Annotated in this window: 13 protein-coding genes and 2 pseudogenes; all 15 read left to right on the top strand. The window is 60.6% G+C overall.

The features are described 5' to 3' along the window. Window positions 1-6 precede the first annotated feature (6 nt). The 15 genes and pseudogenes from nuoG to ACCAA_RS10610 all read left to right on the top strand — a co-directional run bounded on the left by nuoG (window position 7) and on the right by ACCAA_RS10610 (window position 14,896). Window positions 7-2,334, top strand: a complete 2,328-nt coding sequence (nuoG, locus tag ACCAA_RS10680; RefSeq protein ID WP_186407235.1) for an NADH-quinone oxidoreductase subunit NuoG — start codon at window positions 7-9, stop codon at window positions 2,332-2,334. Continuing rightward, the gene (nuoH, locus tag ACCAA_RS10675) at window positions 2,331-3,383 is read left to right on the top strand and encodes an NADH-quinone oxidoreductase subunit NuoH (RefSeq protein WP_186407234.1); all 1,053 of its coding nucleotides are present in this window, start codon (window positions 2,331-2,333) and stop codon (window positions 3,381-3,383) included. Before nuoG ends, nuoH begins: the two co-directional genes overlap by 4 nt. A 10-nt stretch (window positions 3,384-3,393) precedes the next feature. After that, window positions 3,394-3,882 (top strand): NADH-quinone oxidoreductase subunit NuoI, encoded by a 489-nt coding sequence (gene nuoI, locus ACCAA_RS10670; protein ID WP_186407233.1) that lies wholly within the window; start codon window positions 3,394-3,396, stop codon window positions 3,880-3,882. Window positions 3,883-3,894: 12 nt separating this feature from the next. Then, on the top strand, window positions 3,895-4,497 hold the full coding sequence (locus tag ACCAA_RS10665; RefSeq protein WP_186407232.1) for an NADH-quinone oxidoreductase subunit J: 603 nt from the start codon (window positions 3,895-3,897) through the stop codon (window positions 4,495-4,497). 85 nt (window positions 4,498-4,582) lie between these two features. Then, entirely contained in the window at window positions 4,583-4,888 is a 306-nt protein-coding gene (nuoK, locus tag ACCAA_RS10660; protein ID WP_186407231.1) for an NADH-quinone oxidoreductase subunit NuoK, read from the top strand. Window position 4,889: 1 nt separating this feature from the next. Further along, a complete protein-coding gene (gene nuoL, locus ACCAA_RS10655) occupies window positions 4,890-6,977 on the top strand; it encodes an NADH-quinone oxidoreductase subunit L (protein WP_186407230.1) in 2,088 nt (695 codons plus the stop codon). A gap of 23 nt (window positions 6,978-7,000) precedes the next feature. Then, the gene (locus ACCAA_RS10650) at window positions 7,001-8,485 is read left to right on the top strand and encodes an NADH-quinone oxidoreductase subunit M (protein WP_186407229.1); all 1,485 of its coding nucleotides are present in this window, start codon (window positions 7,001-7,003) and stop codon (window positions 8,483-8,485) included. Between the two features lie 27 nt (window positions 8,486-8,512). Continuing rightward, window positions 8,513-9,985, top strand: coding sequence for an NADH-quinone oxidoreductase subunit NuoN (nuoN, locus tag ACCAA_RS10645; protein WP_186407352.1), 1,473 nt, complete (start codon window positions 8,513-8,515; stop codon window positions 9,983-9,985). A 60-nt stretch (window positions 9,986-10,045) separates the two neighbouring features. Next, window positions 10,046-10,615, top strand: a complete 570-nt coding sequence (locus ACCAA_RS10640; RefSeq protein WP_186407228.1) for an NUDIX domain-containing protein — start codon at window positions 10,046-10,048, stop codon at window positions 10,613-10,615. Window positions 10,616-10,651: 36 nt separating this feature from the next. Further along, a pseudogene (locus ACCAA_RS10635) lies at window positions 10,652-12,308 on the top strand (N-6 DNA methylase). Window positions 12,309-12,318: 10 nt separating this feature from the next. Further along, the gene (locus ACCAA_RS10630) at window positions 12,319-12,543 is read left to right on the top strand and encodes an addiction module protein (RefSeq protein WP_186407227.1); all 225 of its coding nucleotides are present in this window, start codon (window positions 12,319-12,321) and stop codon (window positions 12,541-12,543) included. A gap of 99 nt (window positions 12,544-12,642) precedes the next feature. Then, a pseudogene (locus tag ACCAA_RS10625) lies at window positions 12,643-12,840 on the top strand (type II toxin-antitoxin system RelE/ParE family toxin); the annotation flags it as partial. A 70-nt stretch (window positions 12,841-12,910) separates the two neighbouring features. Then, on the top strand, window positions 12,911-13,204 hold the full coding sequence (locus ACCAA_RS10620) for a restriction endonuclease subunit S domain-containing protein (protein WP_186407225.1): 294 nt from the start codon (window positions 12,911-12,913) through the stop codon (window positions 13,202-13,204). Next, the gene (locus ACCAA_RS10615; protein ID WP_186407224.1) at window positions 13,201-14,205 is read left to right on the top strand and encodes a restriction endonuclease subunit S; all 1,005 of its coding nucleotides are present in this window, start codon (window positions 13,201-13,203) and stop codon (window positions 14,203-14,205) included. Before ACCAA_RS10620 ends, ACCAA_RS10615 begins: the two co-directional genes overlap by 4 nt. A 97-nt stretch (window positions 14,206-14,302) precedes the next feature. Further along, window positions 14,303-14,896 (top strand): hypothetical protein, encoded by a 594-nt coding sequence (locus ACCAA_RS10610; RefSeq protein ID WP_245754539.1) that lies wholly within the window; start codon window positions 14,303-14,305, stop codon window positions 14,894-14,896. Window positions 14,897-15,001 lie beyond the last annotated feature (105 nt).

Here is a 15,001-nt window from a genome sequence, read left to right as displayed (position 1 = left end):
GACACGATGGAAATCGAAATAGACGGCAAGATGGCGCAGGTGCCTGATGGCAGCACCATCATGGACGCTGCCCAGCAGGTTGGCGCCTATATCCCGCATTTCTGCTATCACAAGAAGCTCTCGATTGCTGCCAACTGTCGCATGTGTCTGGTACAGGTCGAGAAGGCACCCAAGCCCCTGCCTGCCTGCGCGACGCCGGCGACCAACGGGATGAGGGTGTTCACGCATTCTGAACTGGCGGTCAAGGCCCAGCAAGGCGTGATGGAGTTCCTGCTGATCAATCACCCGCTCGACTGCCCGATCTGCGATCAGGGCGGCGAGTGTCAGCTACAGGACCTGGCTGTGGGTTACGGCAACAGCGCCTCGCGTTTTCAGGAAGACAAGCGCGTCGTCTTCCACAAGGACGTCGGCCCACTGATCTCGATGCAGGAAATGGCGCGTTGCATCCACTGCACGCGTTGCGTTCGCTTCGGCCAGGAAATTGCCGGGGTCATGGAGCTGGGCATGGCCAACCGGAACATGCACGCCGAGATCATGACCTTTGTCGGGCGCTCGATCGATTCCGAGCTGTCGGGCAACATGATCGACCTGTGTCCGGTCGGCGCGCTGACTTCCAAACCGTTCCGCTATGCGGCGCGCAGTTGGGAGCTGGGGCGGCGCAAGTCGATCAGCCCGCACGACAGCATCGGCGCCAACCTCACGGTTCAGGTCAAGAACGGCGTCGTCCTGCGCGTTCTGCCGCGCGAGAACGAAGAGGTCAACGAGTGCTGGATTTCGGACAAGGAGCGCTTCTCCTACGAGGCACTCAATTCCCCGGCGCGGCTGACGAGACCGATGGTTCGCGTCGATGGCACCCTGCGCGAAGTTGATTGGAATAGCGCGCTCGATTACGTCGCCCACGCGCTGAAGGATATCGTCGCTACCCATGGCGGCGAATCGTTTGCGGCTCTTTCGTCACCGCAGGCGACGCTCGAAGAATTGTACTTGCTGCAGAAGCTGACCCGCGGTCTCGGTTCGGGAAACGTCGACTTCCGTCCGCGGCGACGCGATTTCTCGAACGATGGCCAGCTCGGCGGAATTCCCTGGCTGGGTCTGCGGTTCTCTGAAATCAAGGACCTCGACGCGGCGCTGGTCGTCGGCAGCTTCCTGCGCAAGGACCACCCGCTGTTTGCCCAGCGTCTGCGGCAGCTCGCCAAGAATTGGGGCCAGGTCAGTATGCTGTCGGTTGGCGGTGACGATCCGCTGATCGATCTGCACGCGCAGGTGACCGTTTCGCCGGCTGACCTGCCGCTGGCCCTGGCGCGAGTGGTCAAGGCCGCAGCACAGTTTCAAGGGGAAACGATCCCCGCCGGCCTCGATTCCGTCGAGGCTGACGCGACCAGTCAGGCGATCGCCAGGAGCCTGCTCGAACGAAACAAGCGGGCGATCTTTCTCGGCAACGCCGCCGAGCAGAGCCCTCAGGCGGCACAGTTGCATGCGCTGGCATTGGAACTCGCGCGGCTGACCGGTGCTACCTGTGGCTTCATCGGCGAGGCAGCCAACAGTGTCGGTGGTCACGTCGCCAAGGCCTTGCCGACCGCGCTCAACGCCGACGAGATGTTTGCCCAGCCGCGCAAGGCTTACATCCTGCTCGGCGTCGAACCGGAGCTGGATTGCTACAACCCCCAGCAAGCCGTGGCTGCCCTCAAGGAAGCCGCCCTGGTGGTCATGCTGACGCCGTTCAACGATGGCGCGGCGCGCGAGTACGCGGACGTTCTGCTGCCGACGACGCCTTTTACCGAGACTTCGGGTACCTTCGTGAACGCCGAGGGTCGTGTGCAGAGCTTCAATGGTGTCGTCCGTCCCCTGGGCGATGCCCGTCCAGGCTGGAAGGTGCTGCGTGTGCTCGGCAATCTGCTGGCGCTGCCCGGCTTCGATTACGACTCGAGTGAACAGGTTCGCGCCGAAATCGTGCCAGCGGGTGAGGGCTTTGTCGGCGGCCTGAGCAATGATCTTGAGCGAGGGGCCTGGTTGCTGGCTGATGCCGGTGAAGGCCTGCAGCGGGTCACCGATGTACCGATCTACTTCTCCGACCCGCTGGCTCGTCGTGCCCCGGCCCTGCAGAAAACGCGTGACGCAGTGGCGCCAACGGCGCGCATGAACGCCGACACGCTGGCGGCAATCGGGGTTACCGACGGCGTCCCGGTGCGCGTCAGGCAAGGCACTGGCGAGGCCGTTCTGACTGCCAGGTTTGACGAAACGGTACCCGCACGTTGTGTTCGCGTCGCCGCCGGACATCCTTCGACGGCAGCGCTGGGCGCCATGTTCGGTGCGATCAACGTGGAGCGTGCATGATGGTTGATGCGCTGCAGGGACTGTTGCAGGGTCTTTTCGGGTCGCTGTTCCCCCTGGTGTGGACGCTGCTCAAGATCGTCCTGATCATCGCGCCGTTGCTGCTGGCAGTGGCCTACCTGACTTTCTGGGAGCGCAAGGTCATTGGCTGGATGCAGGTACGCATCGGGCCCAATCGTGTCGGTCCCTGGGGGTTGATCCAGCCGATCGCCGACGGCTTGAAGCTGTTGTTGAAGGAAGTCGTGATCCCTACCGGATCGGACAAGGCTGTCTTCCTGATCGCCCCGATGTTTGCTTTTGCGCCGGCGCTTGCCGCCTGGGCGGTGATTCCATTCAACGACACGCTGGTGCTGGCGAACGTCAATGCCAGCCTGCTCTACATCATGTCGATCACGTCGATCGGCGTCTATGGAATCATCCTGTCGGGATGGGCGTCGAACTCGAAATACGCCTTCCTTGGCGGCATGCGCTCGGCAGCGCAGATGATCTCGTACGAAGTGGCCATGGGCCTGGCGTTGGTTGTCGTGCTGATGGTCTCGAACAGTCTCAACCTGGGCGATATCGTGCAGGGACAGGGGCAAGGGTATTTCGCTGACAAGGGGCTCGGCATCCTGTCGTGGAACTGGCTGCCACTGCTGCCGATGTTCGTCGTCTATCTGGTGTCGATCGTCGCCGAGACCAACCGGGCGCCATTCGACATGGCCGAAGGTGAATCCGAGATCGTCGGCTTCCACGTCGAATATTCGGGAATGGCCTTCGCGGTCTTCTTCCTCGCCGAATACGCCAACATGATCCTGGTGTCGACGCTGGCCTCAGTCCTCTTCCTCGGCGGCTGGTTGTCGCCCGTCGGATTTCTGCCGGATGGCATCCTGTGGCTGTTTGTGAAGATCTCGGCGGTTCTTTTCTTCTTCCTCTGGATTCGCGCCACTTTCCCCCGCTATCGCTACGACCAGATCATGCGTCTCGGCTGGAAAGTGTTCATTCCCTTGTGTCTGATCTGGCTGGTCGTCGTCGGCTGCTGGATGATGTCGCCGCTGAACATCTGGAAGTGAGAGGCTCGCCATGGGTTCGATGAAGGAAATTTTCAACAGTCTGCTGCTCAGGGAGCTGTTCAAGGGGATGTCGGTGACCGGGCGCTACATGTTCGCGCGAAAGATCACCGTTCAGTACCCGGAAGAAAAAACGCCACAAAGCGTCCGCTTTCGTGGCCTGCACGCGCTGCGACGGTATCCCAATGGTGAGGAACGATGCATTGCCTGCAAGTTGTGCGAGGCAGTCTGTCCGGCGATGGCGATCACCATCGAATCCGATCAGCGCGAGGACGGTTCGCGGCGAACGACGCGCTACGACATCGACCTGACGAAATGTATCTTCTGCGGTTTCTGCGAAGAGGCCTGCCCGGTCGATGCGATCGTTGAAACGCGGATTTACGAGTACCACGGGGAAACGCGTGGCGACCTCTATTACACCAAGCCGATGCTGCTGGCCAATGGTGACCGCTACGAAGCGCAGATCGCCGAAGACCGCGAACTCGACTCGAAATACCGCTGACAGGCCGACGCGATGGAATTCAAGACCTTCGTTTTCTATTTTCTCTCGGCGATCCTGGTGTTTGCCGCGCTGCGCGTGATCACCTCGCGCAATCCGGTGCACGCCGCGCTGTTTCTGGTCCTCGCCTTTTTTACGGCGAGCGGCGTCTGGCTGCTGTTGCAGGCCGAGTTTCTGGCCATGGCGCTGGTTCTGGTCTATGTCGGCGCGGTAATGGTGCTCTTCCTGTTCGTGGTCATGATGCTCGACATCAACCTCGACCGTCTGCGCGAAGGATTCTGGGGCTACCTGCCGATGGGTGCGATCATTGCGCTGCTCATGGTCGGCGAAATGGGACTGGTCCTCGGCGGAAATTATCTTGGCCTGTTCGAGAGCAGCGTCCGTCAGGCAGGCGCTGACGAGAGCAATGTCCAGGCAATCGGGCGCCTGATGTTTACCGAGTACGTCTACCCGTTCGAATTGGCGTCGGTGATCCTTCTCGTCGGGATTGTCGCCGCCGTGGCCCTGACGCAGCGCGAGAAGAGAAAAAACAAGTCGGTCAATCCCTCGCAGCAGGTCTTCGTCAAAGCCAGGGACCGTGTCCGCGTGCTGCAGATGCCCGCCGAGAAGCGAGATTGACCGCGCGACCCACGCGCAAAACCGAGAACAAGATGGGGTGGCAGAGAATCTTCCACCCCTGTGCAGAAGGAATCAGGGAGGCACCTTGCTTACACTGTCCCACTTTTTGATCCTGGGCGCGATCCTATTCGCGATCAGCGTCGTTGGCATCTTCCTCAACCGCAAAAACCTGATCATCATACTGATGTCGATCGAGTTGATGCTGCTGGCGGTGAACATGAATTTCATCGCCTTTTCCCACTACATGCAGGATCTTGCCGGACAGGTTTTCGTCTTCTTCATCCTGACCGTCGCCGCCGCCGAATCGGCCATCGGGCTGGCGATTCTCGTGGTGCTGTTCCGCAACCTGAAGACCATCCACGTGGATGATCTGGACAGCCTGAAGGGTTGACATGGAAATGCAAAAGCTCTACTTGCTGGTTCCTCTGGCACCGCTCGTCGGCGCCGCCATTGCCGGCCTTTTCTGCCGCGTGATTCCTCGCTGGCTGGCGCACACGGTGACCATCGCCGGGGTCGCCGTCGCCTGTCTGGCCTCGTATGTGATCTTCAAGGATGTGATGGCCGGGAACACGTATAACGGGCCCGTATACCAGTGGCTTACTTCCGGCGACTACCATTTCGAGGTCGGTTTCCTGATCGATCAACTCACGGTGACCATGATGCTTGTGGTCACCTCGGTCTCGCTGATGGTGCACATCTACACCATCGGCTACATGCAGGATGACCCCGGCTACAACCGTTTTTTCAGTTATATCTCGCTATTCACCTTCTCCATGTTGATGCTCGTGATGAGCAACAACTTCATGCAACTATTCTTTGGCTGGGAGGCCGTGGGACTGGTTTCCTATCTGTTGATCGGTTTCTGGTACACGCGGCCAACGGCGATTTTTGCCAACCTGAAAGCCTTCCTGGTGAACCGGGTGGGAGACTTCGGTTTCATTCTCGGCATCGGACTGGTCCTCGCTCACTTCGGAACGCTTGATTACGCGGCTGTTTTTGCCAAGGCGCCAGAACTGGCCGGCAATACCACCCTGGCGCTATTTGGCGAAGGCGAGGGCGTCGCACTGATGACCGCCATCTGCATCCTCCTCTTCATCGGTGCGATGGGCAAGTCGGCGCAGGTGCCGCTGCACGTGTGGCTGCCCGACTCGATGGAAGGCCCGACGCCGATCTCGGCGCTGATCCACGCGGCAACGATGGTCACGGCCGGTATCTTCATGGTCGCACGCATGTCGCCGCTGTTTGAACTGTCCAACACCGCGCTCTCCTTCGTCATCGTCATCGGTTCGATCACCGCGCTGTTCATGGGTTTCCTGGGCATCATCCAGAATGACATCAAGCGCGTGGTGGCCTATTCAACGCTCTCGCAGCTCGGCTACATGACCGTCGCGCTGGGTGTTTCAGCATACTCGGTGGCCATCTTCCACCTGATGACGCATGCCTTCTTCAAGGCGCTGCTCTTCCTGGGTGCTGGCTCGGTGATCATCGGCATGCACCACGACCAGGACATCCGCAACATGGGCGGTCTGCGCAAGTACATGCCGATCACCTGGATCACCTCGCTGGTCGGATCGCTGGCGCTGATCGGCACGCCCTTCTTTTCGGGCTTCTACTCCAAGGATTCGATCATCGAGTCGGTGGCGCTGTCGCATCTGCCCGGTGCCGGCTTTGCCTACTTTTCCGTCATGGCGGGTGTCTTCGTCACCGCATTCTATTCGTTCCGCATGTATTTCCTGGTCTTCCATGGCGAAGAGCGTTTCGGCAAGGCGGCAGACCATGACGCCCATGCAGCGCACGCCAGGACGGACGCACACGATGATCATTCGGCGCACGGCGATGCTGCCGCGCACCATGCCGATGACACGCATGCCGAAGAGCATCACGGTCTCGCTCCCGGCCAGAAGCCGCACGAGACGCCCTGGGTGGTGACGCTGCCGCTGGTCATGCTGGCGATTCCCTCGGTGATCATCGGCTATATCGGCATCGAGCCGATGCTGTTCGGCGACTTCTTCAAGGGCGCGATCTTCGTCGATACCGAGGCGCATCCGGTGATGGAGGAATTGGCCCATCACTTCCACGGCGCTTTCGCGATGGCCACGCACGCCGTCACCACAGCAGTGTTCTGGCTGGCGCTCCTCGGGGTGGCGCTGTCGTGGTTCTTCTACATGAAACGTCCGGATATCCCGGCAGCGATCAAGAGCCGCTGCGGACCGCTGTATACCCTGCTCGAAAACAAGTACTACTTCGACAAGTTCAACGACGTGGTCTTTGCCGGTGGTGCGCGCCTGCTTGGCCGGGGTCTGTGGAAGGGTGGCGACGCCGGTCTGATCGACGGCATCATCGTCAACGGTTCCGTCGGCCTCGTCCGCTGGTTTGCCGCCGTGGCTCGCCTGTTCCAGAGCGGTCACATCTACCACTACGCTTTTACGATGATTATCGGCGTGTTCGTCTTGATGACCCTTTGGGTCACGCGCGCCTGAGCTAGAGAAAGACTGGGAACGATATGTCAGGCACGCCGCTTCTCTCTCTTGCCATCTGGGTTCCGATCCTCGCCGGTTTTGTTGTCCTGGCGACCGGCTCCGATCGCAATGCACCACTGGCACGAATGCTGTCCTTGATTGGTGCGCTTGCCGGCCTGTTGGTGACCATTCCGCTCTATACCGGTTTTGACCTGCACACGCCGGCGATGCAGTTCGTCGAGCTGAAAAGCTGGATTCCGCGTTTCAATGTCAATTACCATCTCGGTGTTGACGGCATCTCGATGCTCTTCGTGATCCTCAACAGCTTCATCACGGTGACCGTGGTTCTCGCCGGCTGGAAGGTCATCGACAGCAAGGTGGCGCAGTACAACGCCGGTTTCCTGATCATGTCGGGTTTGTTGAACGGCATTTTTTCGTCGCTCGATGGCCTGCTCTTCTACGTCTTCTTCGAGGCTTCGCTGATTCCGCTGTACCTGATCATCGGCATCTGGGGCGGGGCCAGGCGCGTTTACGCGGCGTTCAAGTTCTTTCTCTTCACCCTGCTCGGTTCGTTGCTGTTCCTGATCGCCCTGCTCTACCTGTTCGTCCAGTCAGGAGGCAGCTTCTCGATTCTCGACTGGCAGCAGATGCCGCTGGGCATGGCGCCGCAGACCTGGCTCTTTCTGGCCTTCCTGGTCGCCTTTGCCGTCAAGGTGCCGATGTGGCCGGTGCATACCTGGTTGCCCGATGCGCACGTCGAGGCGCCGACCGGTGGCTCCATAGTGCTGGCGGCCATCGCCCTGAAACTCGGCGCCTACGGCTTCCTGCGTTTCTCGCTGCCGATTGCGCCGGATGCCGCACATCAGCTTGGCGGCCTGGTCATCGGACTATCGCTGATCGCCATCATCTACATCGGCTTTGTCGCCCTGGCCCAGGAGGACATGAAGAAGCTCGTCGCCTATTCGTCGATTGCGCACATGGGCTTTGTTACGCTGGGTTTCTTCGTTTTCAGCGCGCTGGGAATCGAAGGTGCGCTGGTGCAGATGATTTCGCACGGTTTCGTCTCCGGCGCCATGTTCTTCTCGATCGGCGTGATGTATGACCGGGCGCATTCACGCCAGATCGCGGATTACGGCGGTGTGGTCAACACGATGCCCAAGTTTGCCGCCTTCTTCATGCTCTTTGCCATGGCCAACGCCGGACTGCCGGCCACTTCGGGTTTCGTCGGCGAGTTCATGGTCATCCTCGCTGCCGTCGAGTATAACTTCTGGGTGGCCTTCGCAGCCGCCTCGACAATGATCGTCGGCGCCGCCTATACGCTGTGGATGTACAAGCGCGTCGTTTTTGGGGCGGTGGCCAATCACCACGTGGCGGAACTCACCGACATCACTGGCCGCGAGTTCTTCATTTTCCTCCTCTTCGCCGCTGGCGCGCTGGGCATGGGTCTCTATCCCCAGCCCTTTACTGAAGTCATGCACAGCTCGGTGAATGAGCTGTTGCGTCACGTCGCCCTCAGCAAGATCCAATAATTGGTAGCCGCTATGACTCTTGCCGAAATGCAGTTCCAGACGCCTGAGCTCCGCCTCGCAAGTGCGGAGATCTTCATGCTGGTGATGGCTTGCCTGATCCTGATGCTCGATCTCTTCGTCAAGGATCGGAAGCGGACAGTGACTTTCGTGGCCACGCAACTGACGCTGGTCGGCGCGGCGGTGGTCACCTTCGCCACGACCTCCGGGGACATTGGCTATACCTTCAGCAACATGTACGTCGGTGACCTCCTCGGTGACGTGCTGAAACTACTGCTGTACCTGACGGTGATCGTGGTGTTGTTCTATTCGCGTGGCTACATTCTCGAACGGCCGCAGATGGCCAGGGGCGAGTATTACGCACTGACGCTCTTCGCCACCCTGGGCATGATGGTGATGATCTCGGCCAACCATTTCCTGACCGTCTATCTGGGACTGGAACTGTTGTCGCTCTCGCTTTACGCGATGGTGGCCATGAATCGTGATTCGGTACCGGCGACCGAAGCGGCAATGAAGTACTTCGTTCTTGGCGCGCTGGCTTCCGGTCTTCTTCTGTACGGCATGTCGATGATCTACGGGGCGACCGGCACGCTCGAGATCACCGCTGTTGCCGAGCGTCTGTACATGGGCCAGGTCGACCGGGGGATCCTCGTTTTTGGCCTGGTTTTCCTGGTCTCGGGTATCGCCTTCAAGCTCGGCGTCGTCCCCTTTCACATGTGGATTCCGGACGTCTACCATGGTGCTCCGACGGCGGTCACCCTGTTCATCGCCACCGCGCCGAAGCTGGCGGCTTTCGCCATTGTCGTCCGCATGCTGGTCAACGGCCTGATCGTCATGGCGCCGGACTGGCAGATGATGCTCATCCTTCTCTCCGTGCTGTCGATGGCCATTGGCAATATTGCCGCGATCGCCCAGACCAACCTGAAGCGCATGCTCGCCTATTCGGCGATCTCGCACATGGGCTTCATGCTTCTTGGCATGGTCACCGGCGTCGCCAATGGCGACGCGCGCTTCGCACTCAACGCCTACAGTTCGTCGATGTTCTATGTCGTCACCTATGTGCTGACCAGTGCCGGAACCTTTGGCATGATCCTCCTGCTGGCCCGTGGTGGCCTTGAATCGGATGAACTCGAAGACCTGAAGGGACTCAACAAGCGCAGCCCGTGGTTTGCCGCGATGATGATGATGATGATGTTCTCGATGGCCGGGATACCGTTCTTCGTCGGCTTCTTCGCCAAGTTCTCGGTGTTGCAGGCGGTCGTTGCAGCAGGCTACCTGTGGCTGGCCCTCGTCGCCGTATTCTTCTCGCTGATCGGTTGTTTCTACTACTTGCGGGTGGTCAAGATCATGTATTTCGATCAGCCGACGAACAGCCTGCCGATCATAGCGCCGTTGGACATGAAAATTCTCATGTCGGCAAACGGACTGGCGGTCGCCTTGCTCGGGATCTTTCCGCAGGCGCTGATGTCGATTTGCGCCTTCGCGCTTCTGCGCTCACTCTGACCACCCAACGATCGATCAAAACGCCCCGCCAGTCGGGGCGTTTTGATTGGGAGTACCGCCATGGAAAACGCAGCCCCAGCGTACGAACATCTCCTCGAAGAGCAGCTCGAGAGCACGCAGGTTTTTCGCGGCAAGCTACTCGACGTCCGCCGTGATCGGGTTCGCCTGCCGGACGGCAACGAGTGCCTGCGGGAGTACGTGCGCCACCAGGGAGCGGCGGTGATCATCGCGTCACTCGACGACGGCCGGATTCTCTTCGTCCGGCAGCATCGCTATCCGCTGCATCGTACTTTCCTCGAGCTGCCGGCCGGCAAGATCGATCCCGGCGAGGAGGCCCTCGATACGGCGAGTCGTGAGTTGCTGGAAGAGACCGGCTACCGCGCAGCCGAGTGGCGTCACCTCGGCCTGATGCATCCCTGTGTCGGTTATTCCGATGAGCGGATCGAGATTCTTCTCGCCCGCGGTCTGCGTAGAGAAGCCGAGCCGAACCTCGACCGTGGCGAGTTCCTCGATGTTCTCAGTCTGTCCCTCGCCGAGGCCGTGGCTGCCGTGAGAAGCGGCGAAATCACCGATGCAAAAACCATCACCGGGCTTTTCTGGGCCGAGAAGGTGTTGCTTGACGGCTGGTGATTCACCTTCTCGCTGCTTGCTCGAGCTTGATTGACCGTGCAATGGATCGCCCCCTCCGAAAAAGACGCCGCCTCGGCCACGCTCGAAAAGCGCCTGTGGGATGCCGCCGACCAGTTCCGCGCCAACTCCGGTCTCAAGGCCCAGGAATACCCCGGCCCGATCCTCGGCTTGTTCTTCCTGCGCTTTGCCGAGGTGCGCTTCGCCATTCAGCGCAGCAAGCTCAAAGCCGCCGGCGCGTCATCAAGCGAATTTTCCCGTCGAAGCAGCCGAGTCGATGAACCCGTTGCCTATCACGCCGAAAGCATTCTGTATCTGAGCCCCGAGGCGCGCTTCGATTATTTGCTGACGCTGCCCGAGGTGGCCGACATCGGCGCCAAGGTCAACGCGGCGATGCGCGACATAGAGAAGCTCAACCCACAACTCGCCGGTGTGCTGCCCAAGACCTTCAACCTGTTCACCAGCACGCTGCTCAAGGAACTGCTCAAGAAGGTTTCCGAGATTCCGGCGACGGCCGACTACGACGCTTTCGGGCGCATCTACGAATACTTCCTCGGCGAATTCGCCCGCACCGAAGGCCAGAAAGGCGGCGAGTTCTACACGCCGAGTGGCATCGTCCGCCTGCTCGCCGAAGTCATCGAACCTTTTTACGGCCGCATCCTCGACCCCGCCTGTGGCTCCGGCGGGATGTTCGTGCAGTCGGCGCGCTTTGTCGCCGAGCACCGGAGGAACCCCGCCGCTGAGCTTGCCATCTTCGGCGTCGAAAAGACCGACGAAACCGGCCGCCTGTGCCGCCTCAACCTCGCCGTGCATGGGCTGGAAGGCGACATCAAGCACGGCGGCAACATCAACAGCTACTACGACGACCCGCACGCCGCCACTGGATCGTTCGACTTCGTCCTCGCCAATCCGCCCTTCAACGTCAATGCGGTGGACAAGGAACGGCTCAAGGACATGGTCGGCCATGATTCACGTGGTAAACCCTCGCCGCTTCCCCTTCGGCCTGCCGCGCACCGACAACGCCAACTACCTGTGGATTCAGCTCTTCTACTCGGCGCTGAACGCCACCGGCCGCGCCGGCTTCGTCATGGCCAACTCGGCCTCCGATGCCCGCTCCAGCGAGCAGGAACTGCGGCAGAAGCTGATCGAAGCGCGGGCGGTGGATGTGATGGTCGCCGTCGGCTCCAACATGTTCTACACCGTCACGCTGCCCTGCACGCTGTGGTTCTTCGACAAGGGCAAGGCCCAGACAAAGCGCGCCGACACGGTGCTCTTCATCGATGCCCGCCACATCTACCGGCAGGCGGATCGCGCCCACCGCGAATGGACACCGGCGCAGATCGGTTTCATCGCCAACCTTGTCCGCCTCTATCGCGGCGAGGCGCTCGACACCACCGTCGGCGGTGACGAGACGGCGGCCAGGCTCAAGGAAGTCTTTGGCGAGAAGGAAAAAGGCGGACCGGCCTATCGTGACGTGCCCGGTCTGTGCAAGGCGGCGACGCTGGTCGAGATCGAAGCCCAGGGCTGGTCGCTCAACCCCGGCCGCTACGTCGGCGTCGCGCCGGGCGAGGACGTGAGCGACGAAGACTTCAAGGAGCAGCTCGAAACCCTGACCGAGGAACTGGAATCGCTGAGTGCCCAGGCACTGGAGTTGCAAGACCGTATCGCGCAAAATGTCGCATCGTTGCTGTCATGAAGGAGGCCCCATGAACACCGAAACCATAGAACAAGCCGCACTGCATTTGCCCACGCATCAACGCGCCGAACTGGCGCACAAGTTGTTGCTCAGTCTCGAAGAGCAAAACGAGGAAGAGATCGCGCAGGCATGGCACACCGAGGCGGCTCGTCGCGCAGCAGAAATTGACAGCGGGCAGACCGATACCGCTTCGGCCGAAGACGCCCGCGCCGCTGCTCAAGCCCTGTTGCGATGAATTATCGCTTCCACCGGGCTGCTCTGGCCGAGCATCTGGATGAAGTTGCGTTTTATGAAAGCCGACTTCCGGGCCTAGGGCGCGGATTACCTTGCCGAATTCGAGAAGACCATGGCGCGCGTCTGCGCCACGCCAGACTTCTACCCAAGGGTCGGCGATTCCGACCTCCGCAAAGCCGGGCTCAAGCGTTTCCCGTTTCACGTCATTTATCAGGTGAAATCTGCGCAGATCCTTGTCCTCGCCATCGCACATCAGCGCCGCCGACCGGCTTATTGGGCGGGAAGAATTGGGAAATGAAGGTTGCGAAGGTACGGAAACTGGAGCAGACCATCGCCGCGAGTGGGGCGGGGATCCTGGAGCCGTGAGGATGATGAAATGGCAACAGCATCATCTTGGCGAATGCTTAACATTGTTGTCGGGCGGCACACCATCGAAGGCCAGAAATGATTTCTGGGGTGGTGATATTCCTTGGGTTTCTTGCAAGGACATGAAGACCGAGATAATCCGTGATGCCCAAGACCACCTGACGCCACTTGGCGCCAAAAATGGAACGAGGCTTGTTCCTGCGGACACGATTCCATTCGTCGTTCGCGGCATGATTTTGGCTCGCGAGTTTCCGGTGGCAATGACCAAGCGCCCGTCGCGTTCAATCAGGATTTGAAGGCTGCAAAGCCTGCACCCTTCATCGACAACGAGTTCTTGTTTCAATGGCTCCGCGCCAATACGTATGAAATCGTTGGTCGCGTTGACGAAGCCGGGCACGGAACTACGCGCATTCAAACTGACCGCTTGCTATCGCTCCCGATCTCCGTTCCCCCGCTCCCCGTCCAGCAACGCATCGCGGGCATCCTGTCGGCGTACGACGAACTCATCGAGAACAGCCAGCGGCGCATCAGGATTCTGGAGGCTATGGCCCGCGCCCTCTACCGCGAGTGGTTCGTCCACTTCCGCTTCCCCGGCCACGAAAACCACCCCCGCGTCGCTTCCCCCCTCGGCGAGATTCCGCATGGGTGGGAGGCCGTCGGCTTTACCGAAATCGCAAACGTGCTGAGTGGAGGTACGCCCAAGACCAGCACCCAGGAATACTGGGACGGGGGAATCCCATTTTTCACCCCACGCGACGCACCAGACTGTTTCTACGTTGAGGACGCTGACAAGCACGTTTCGGAACTCGGACTTTCCAAGTGCGCAAGCCAACTCTACCCACCCGATACTGTCTTCATCACAGCGCGTGGAACGGTTGGAAAAGTTGCTCTCCCGTCGGTGCCGATGGCGATGAACCAATCCTGCTATGCGCTCCGCGGCAAGCCTGGGATTTCACAACGGTTCCTATTTCTGATGACGCTCCAACAAGTTGAGTATTTGAAAACCAATACCGGCGGGGCGACATTCGACACCATCGTCGTCGATACCTTCCGCCGAATGCAGGTAGCGAAACCATCTCGCGACTTGGTCGCAGCCTTCACTCTCAATGTCGATGCCGTGTTCGAGCAGGTGAATACGCTACAACGCACAGTCCGGAACCTCCGCCGCACCCGCGACCTGCTACTTCCGCGCCTCCTCTCCGGGCGGGTTGCGGTCGACTCGCTTTCCGGGGCGATTTCCGCTTCGCCGGCCGCCGCGCCCTGCGGCGCTGCGAGGGCGCTGGAGCCGGGGACTTGAAGCCGCCCCGCGGCAGTGACACTCCTACTAATCTGTTGGTGTTTTAGTAGACATCCGCTCGGCACGGCCACCCCGTCGCCATTGCCAACAACGCGCCATGCGCCTATATTCGCTATTCGCGAATAGCGAATACAGAAAGCTTTCGGTGGCCGGCTCAAAGTCCAATCCGCAAATCGTGCTGCGTCCGCAGGATCTGGTGGTGCTGCTGCGCCTGGCGCTGGAGCGCGGCCCGGCGCCGACCTATGCGGCGCTGGCGGCCGAACTGGGCATGACGGCATCGGAGGTGCATGGGGCGGTGGAGCGGGCGGTGGCCGCCCAGCTTGCCCACAAGGGCACGAGCGGCAAGGCAGCGGTGATCCTTGCCGCGCTGCGGCTGTTCGTCCAGCACGGCGCGCGCTACTGCTTTCCAGCCACCCGCGGCGGGCTGACGCGGGGCATGCCAACCGGCTACGCGGCAGCGCCGCTGAAGGACCTGATCGTGCCGGGGGGCGACCCGCTGCCGGTGTGGCCGCACAAGGACGGCACCGTGCGCGGCGTGGCCTTTTATCCGCTTTACCCGAGGGTGCCGGATGCGGCCGGGCGCAACCCGGCGCTGTACGAGTTGCTGGTGCTCTTCGATGCGGTGCGCGGCGGTAGCGCCCGCGAACGCGCGCTGGCGATCGATCTGCTGGAAAAGCGCTTGCAGCCATGAACGCCAACGATCCCAACGTGGCCCTGCTGGAGGTCGTCGCCGAGTGTTGCCGGCGGAGTAAATCCGCATAAATCTGGCGGCAGTAATTGGCGGCGAGAAGGGCAA

Origin of the sequence: Candidatus Accumulibacter aalborgensis (assembly GCF_900089955.1) — a bacterium.
Lineage (GTDB): Bacteria > Pseudomonadota > Gammaproteobacteria > Burkholderiales > Rhodocyclaceae > Accumulibacter > Accumulibacter aalborgensis.
Note: the sequence above shows the minus strand (reverse complement) of the source record. Positions and strands in the feature narration are given on the sequence as shown.

Excerpts from the sequence above, each read along its gene's own strand:
- nuoG (WP_186407235.1), top strand. The coding sequence starts at position 7 with ATGGAAATCGAAATAGACGGCAAGATGGCGCAGGTGCCTGATGGCAGC.
- nuoH (WP_186407234.1), top strand. The coding sequence starts at position 2,331 with ATGATGGTTGATGCGCTGCAGGGACTGTTGCAGGGTCTTTTCGGGTCG.
- nuoI (WP_186407233.1), top strand. The coding sequence starts at position 3,394 with ATGGGTTCGATGAAGGAAATTTTCAACAGTCTGCTGCTCAGGGAGCTG.
- ACCAA_RS10665 (WP_186407232.1), top strand. The coding sequence starts at position 3,895 with ATGGAATTCAAGACCTTCGTTTTCTATTTTCTCTCGGCGATCCTGGTG.
- nuoL (WP_186407230.1), top strand. The coding sequence starts at position 4,890 with ATGGAAATGCAAAAGCTCTACTTGCTGGTTCCTCTGGCACCGCTCGTC.
- ACCAA_RS10650 (WP_186407229.1), top strand. The coding sequence starts at position 7,001 with ATGTCAGGCACGCCGCTTCTCTCTCTTGCCATCTGGGTTCCGATCCTC.
- nuoN (WP_186407352.1), top strand. The coding sequence starts at position 8,513 with ATGCAGTTCCAGACGCCTGAGCTCCGCCTCGCAAGTGCGGAGATCTTC.
- ACCAA_RS10640 (WP_186407228.1), top strand. The coding sequence starts at position 10,046 with ATGGAAAACGCAGCCCCAGCGTACGAACATCTCCTCGAAGAGCAGCTC.
- ACCAA_RS10630 (WP_186407227.1), top strand. The coding sequence starts at position 12,319 with ATGAACACCGAAACCATAGAACAAGCCGCACTGCATTTGCCCACGCAT.
- ACCAA_RS10620 (WP_186407225.1), top strand. The coding sequence starts at position 12,911 with ATGATGAAATGGCAACAGCATCATCTTGGCGAATGCTTAACATTGTTG.
- ACCAA_RS10610 (WP_245754539.1), top strand. The coding sequence starts at position 14,303 with ATGCGCCTATATTCGCTATTCGCGAATAGCGAATACAGAAAGCTTTCG.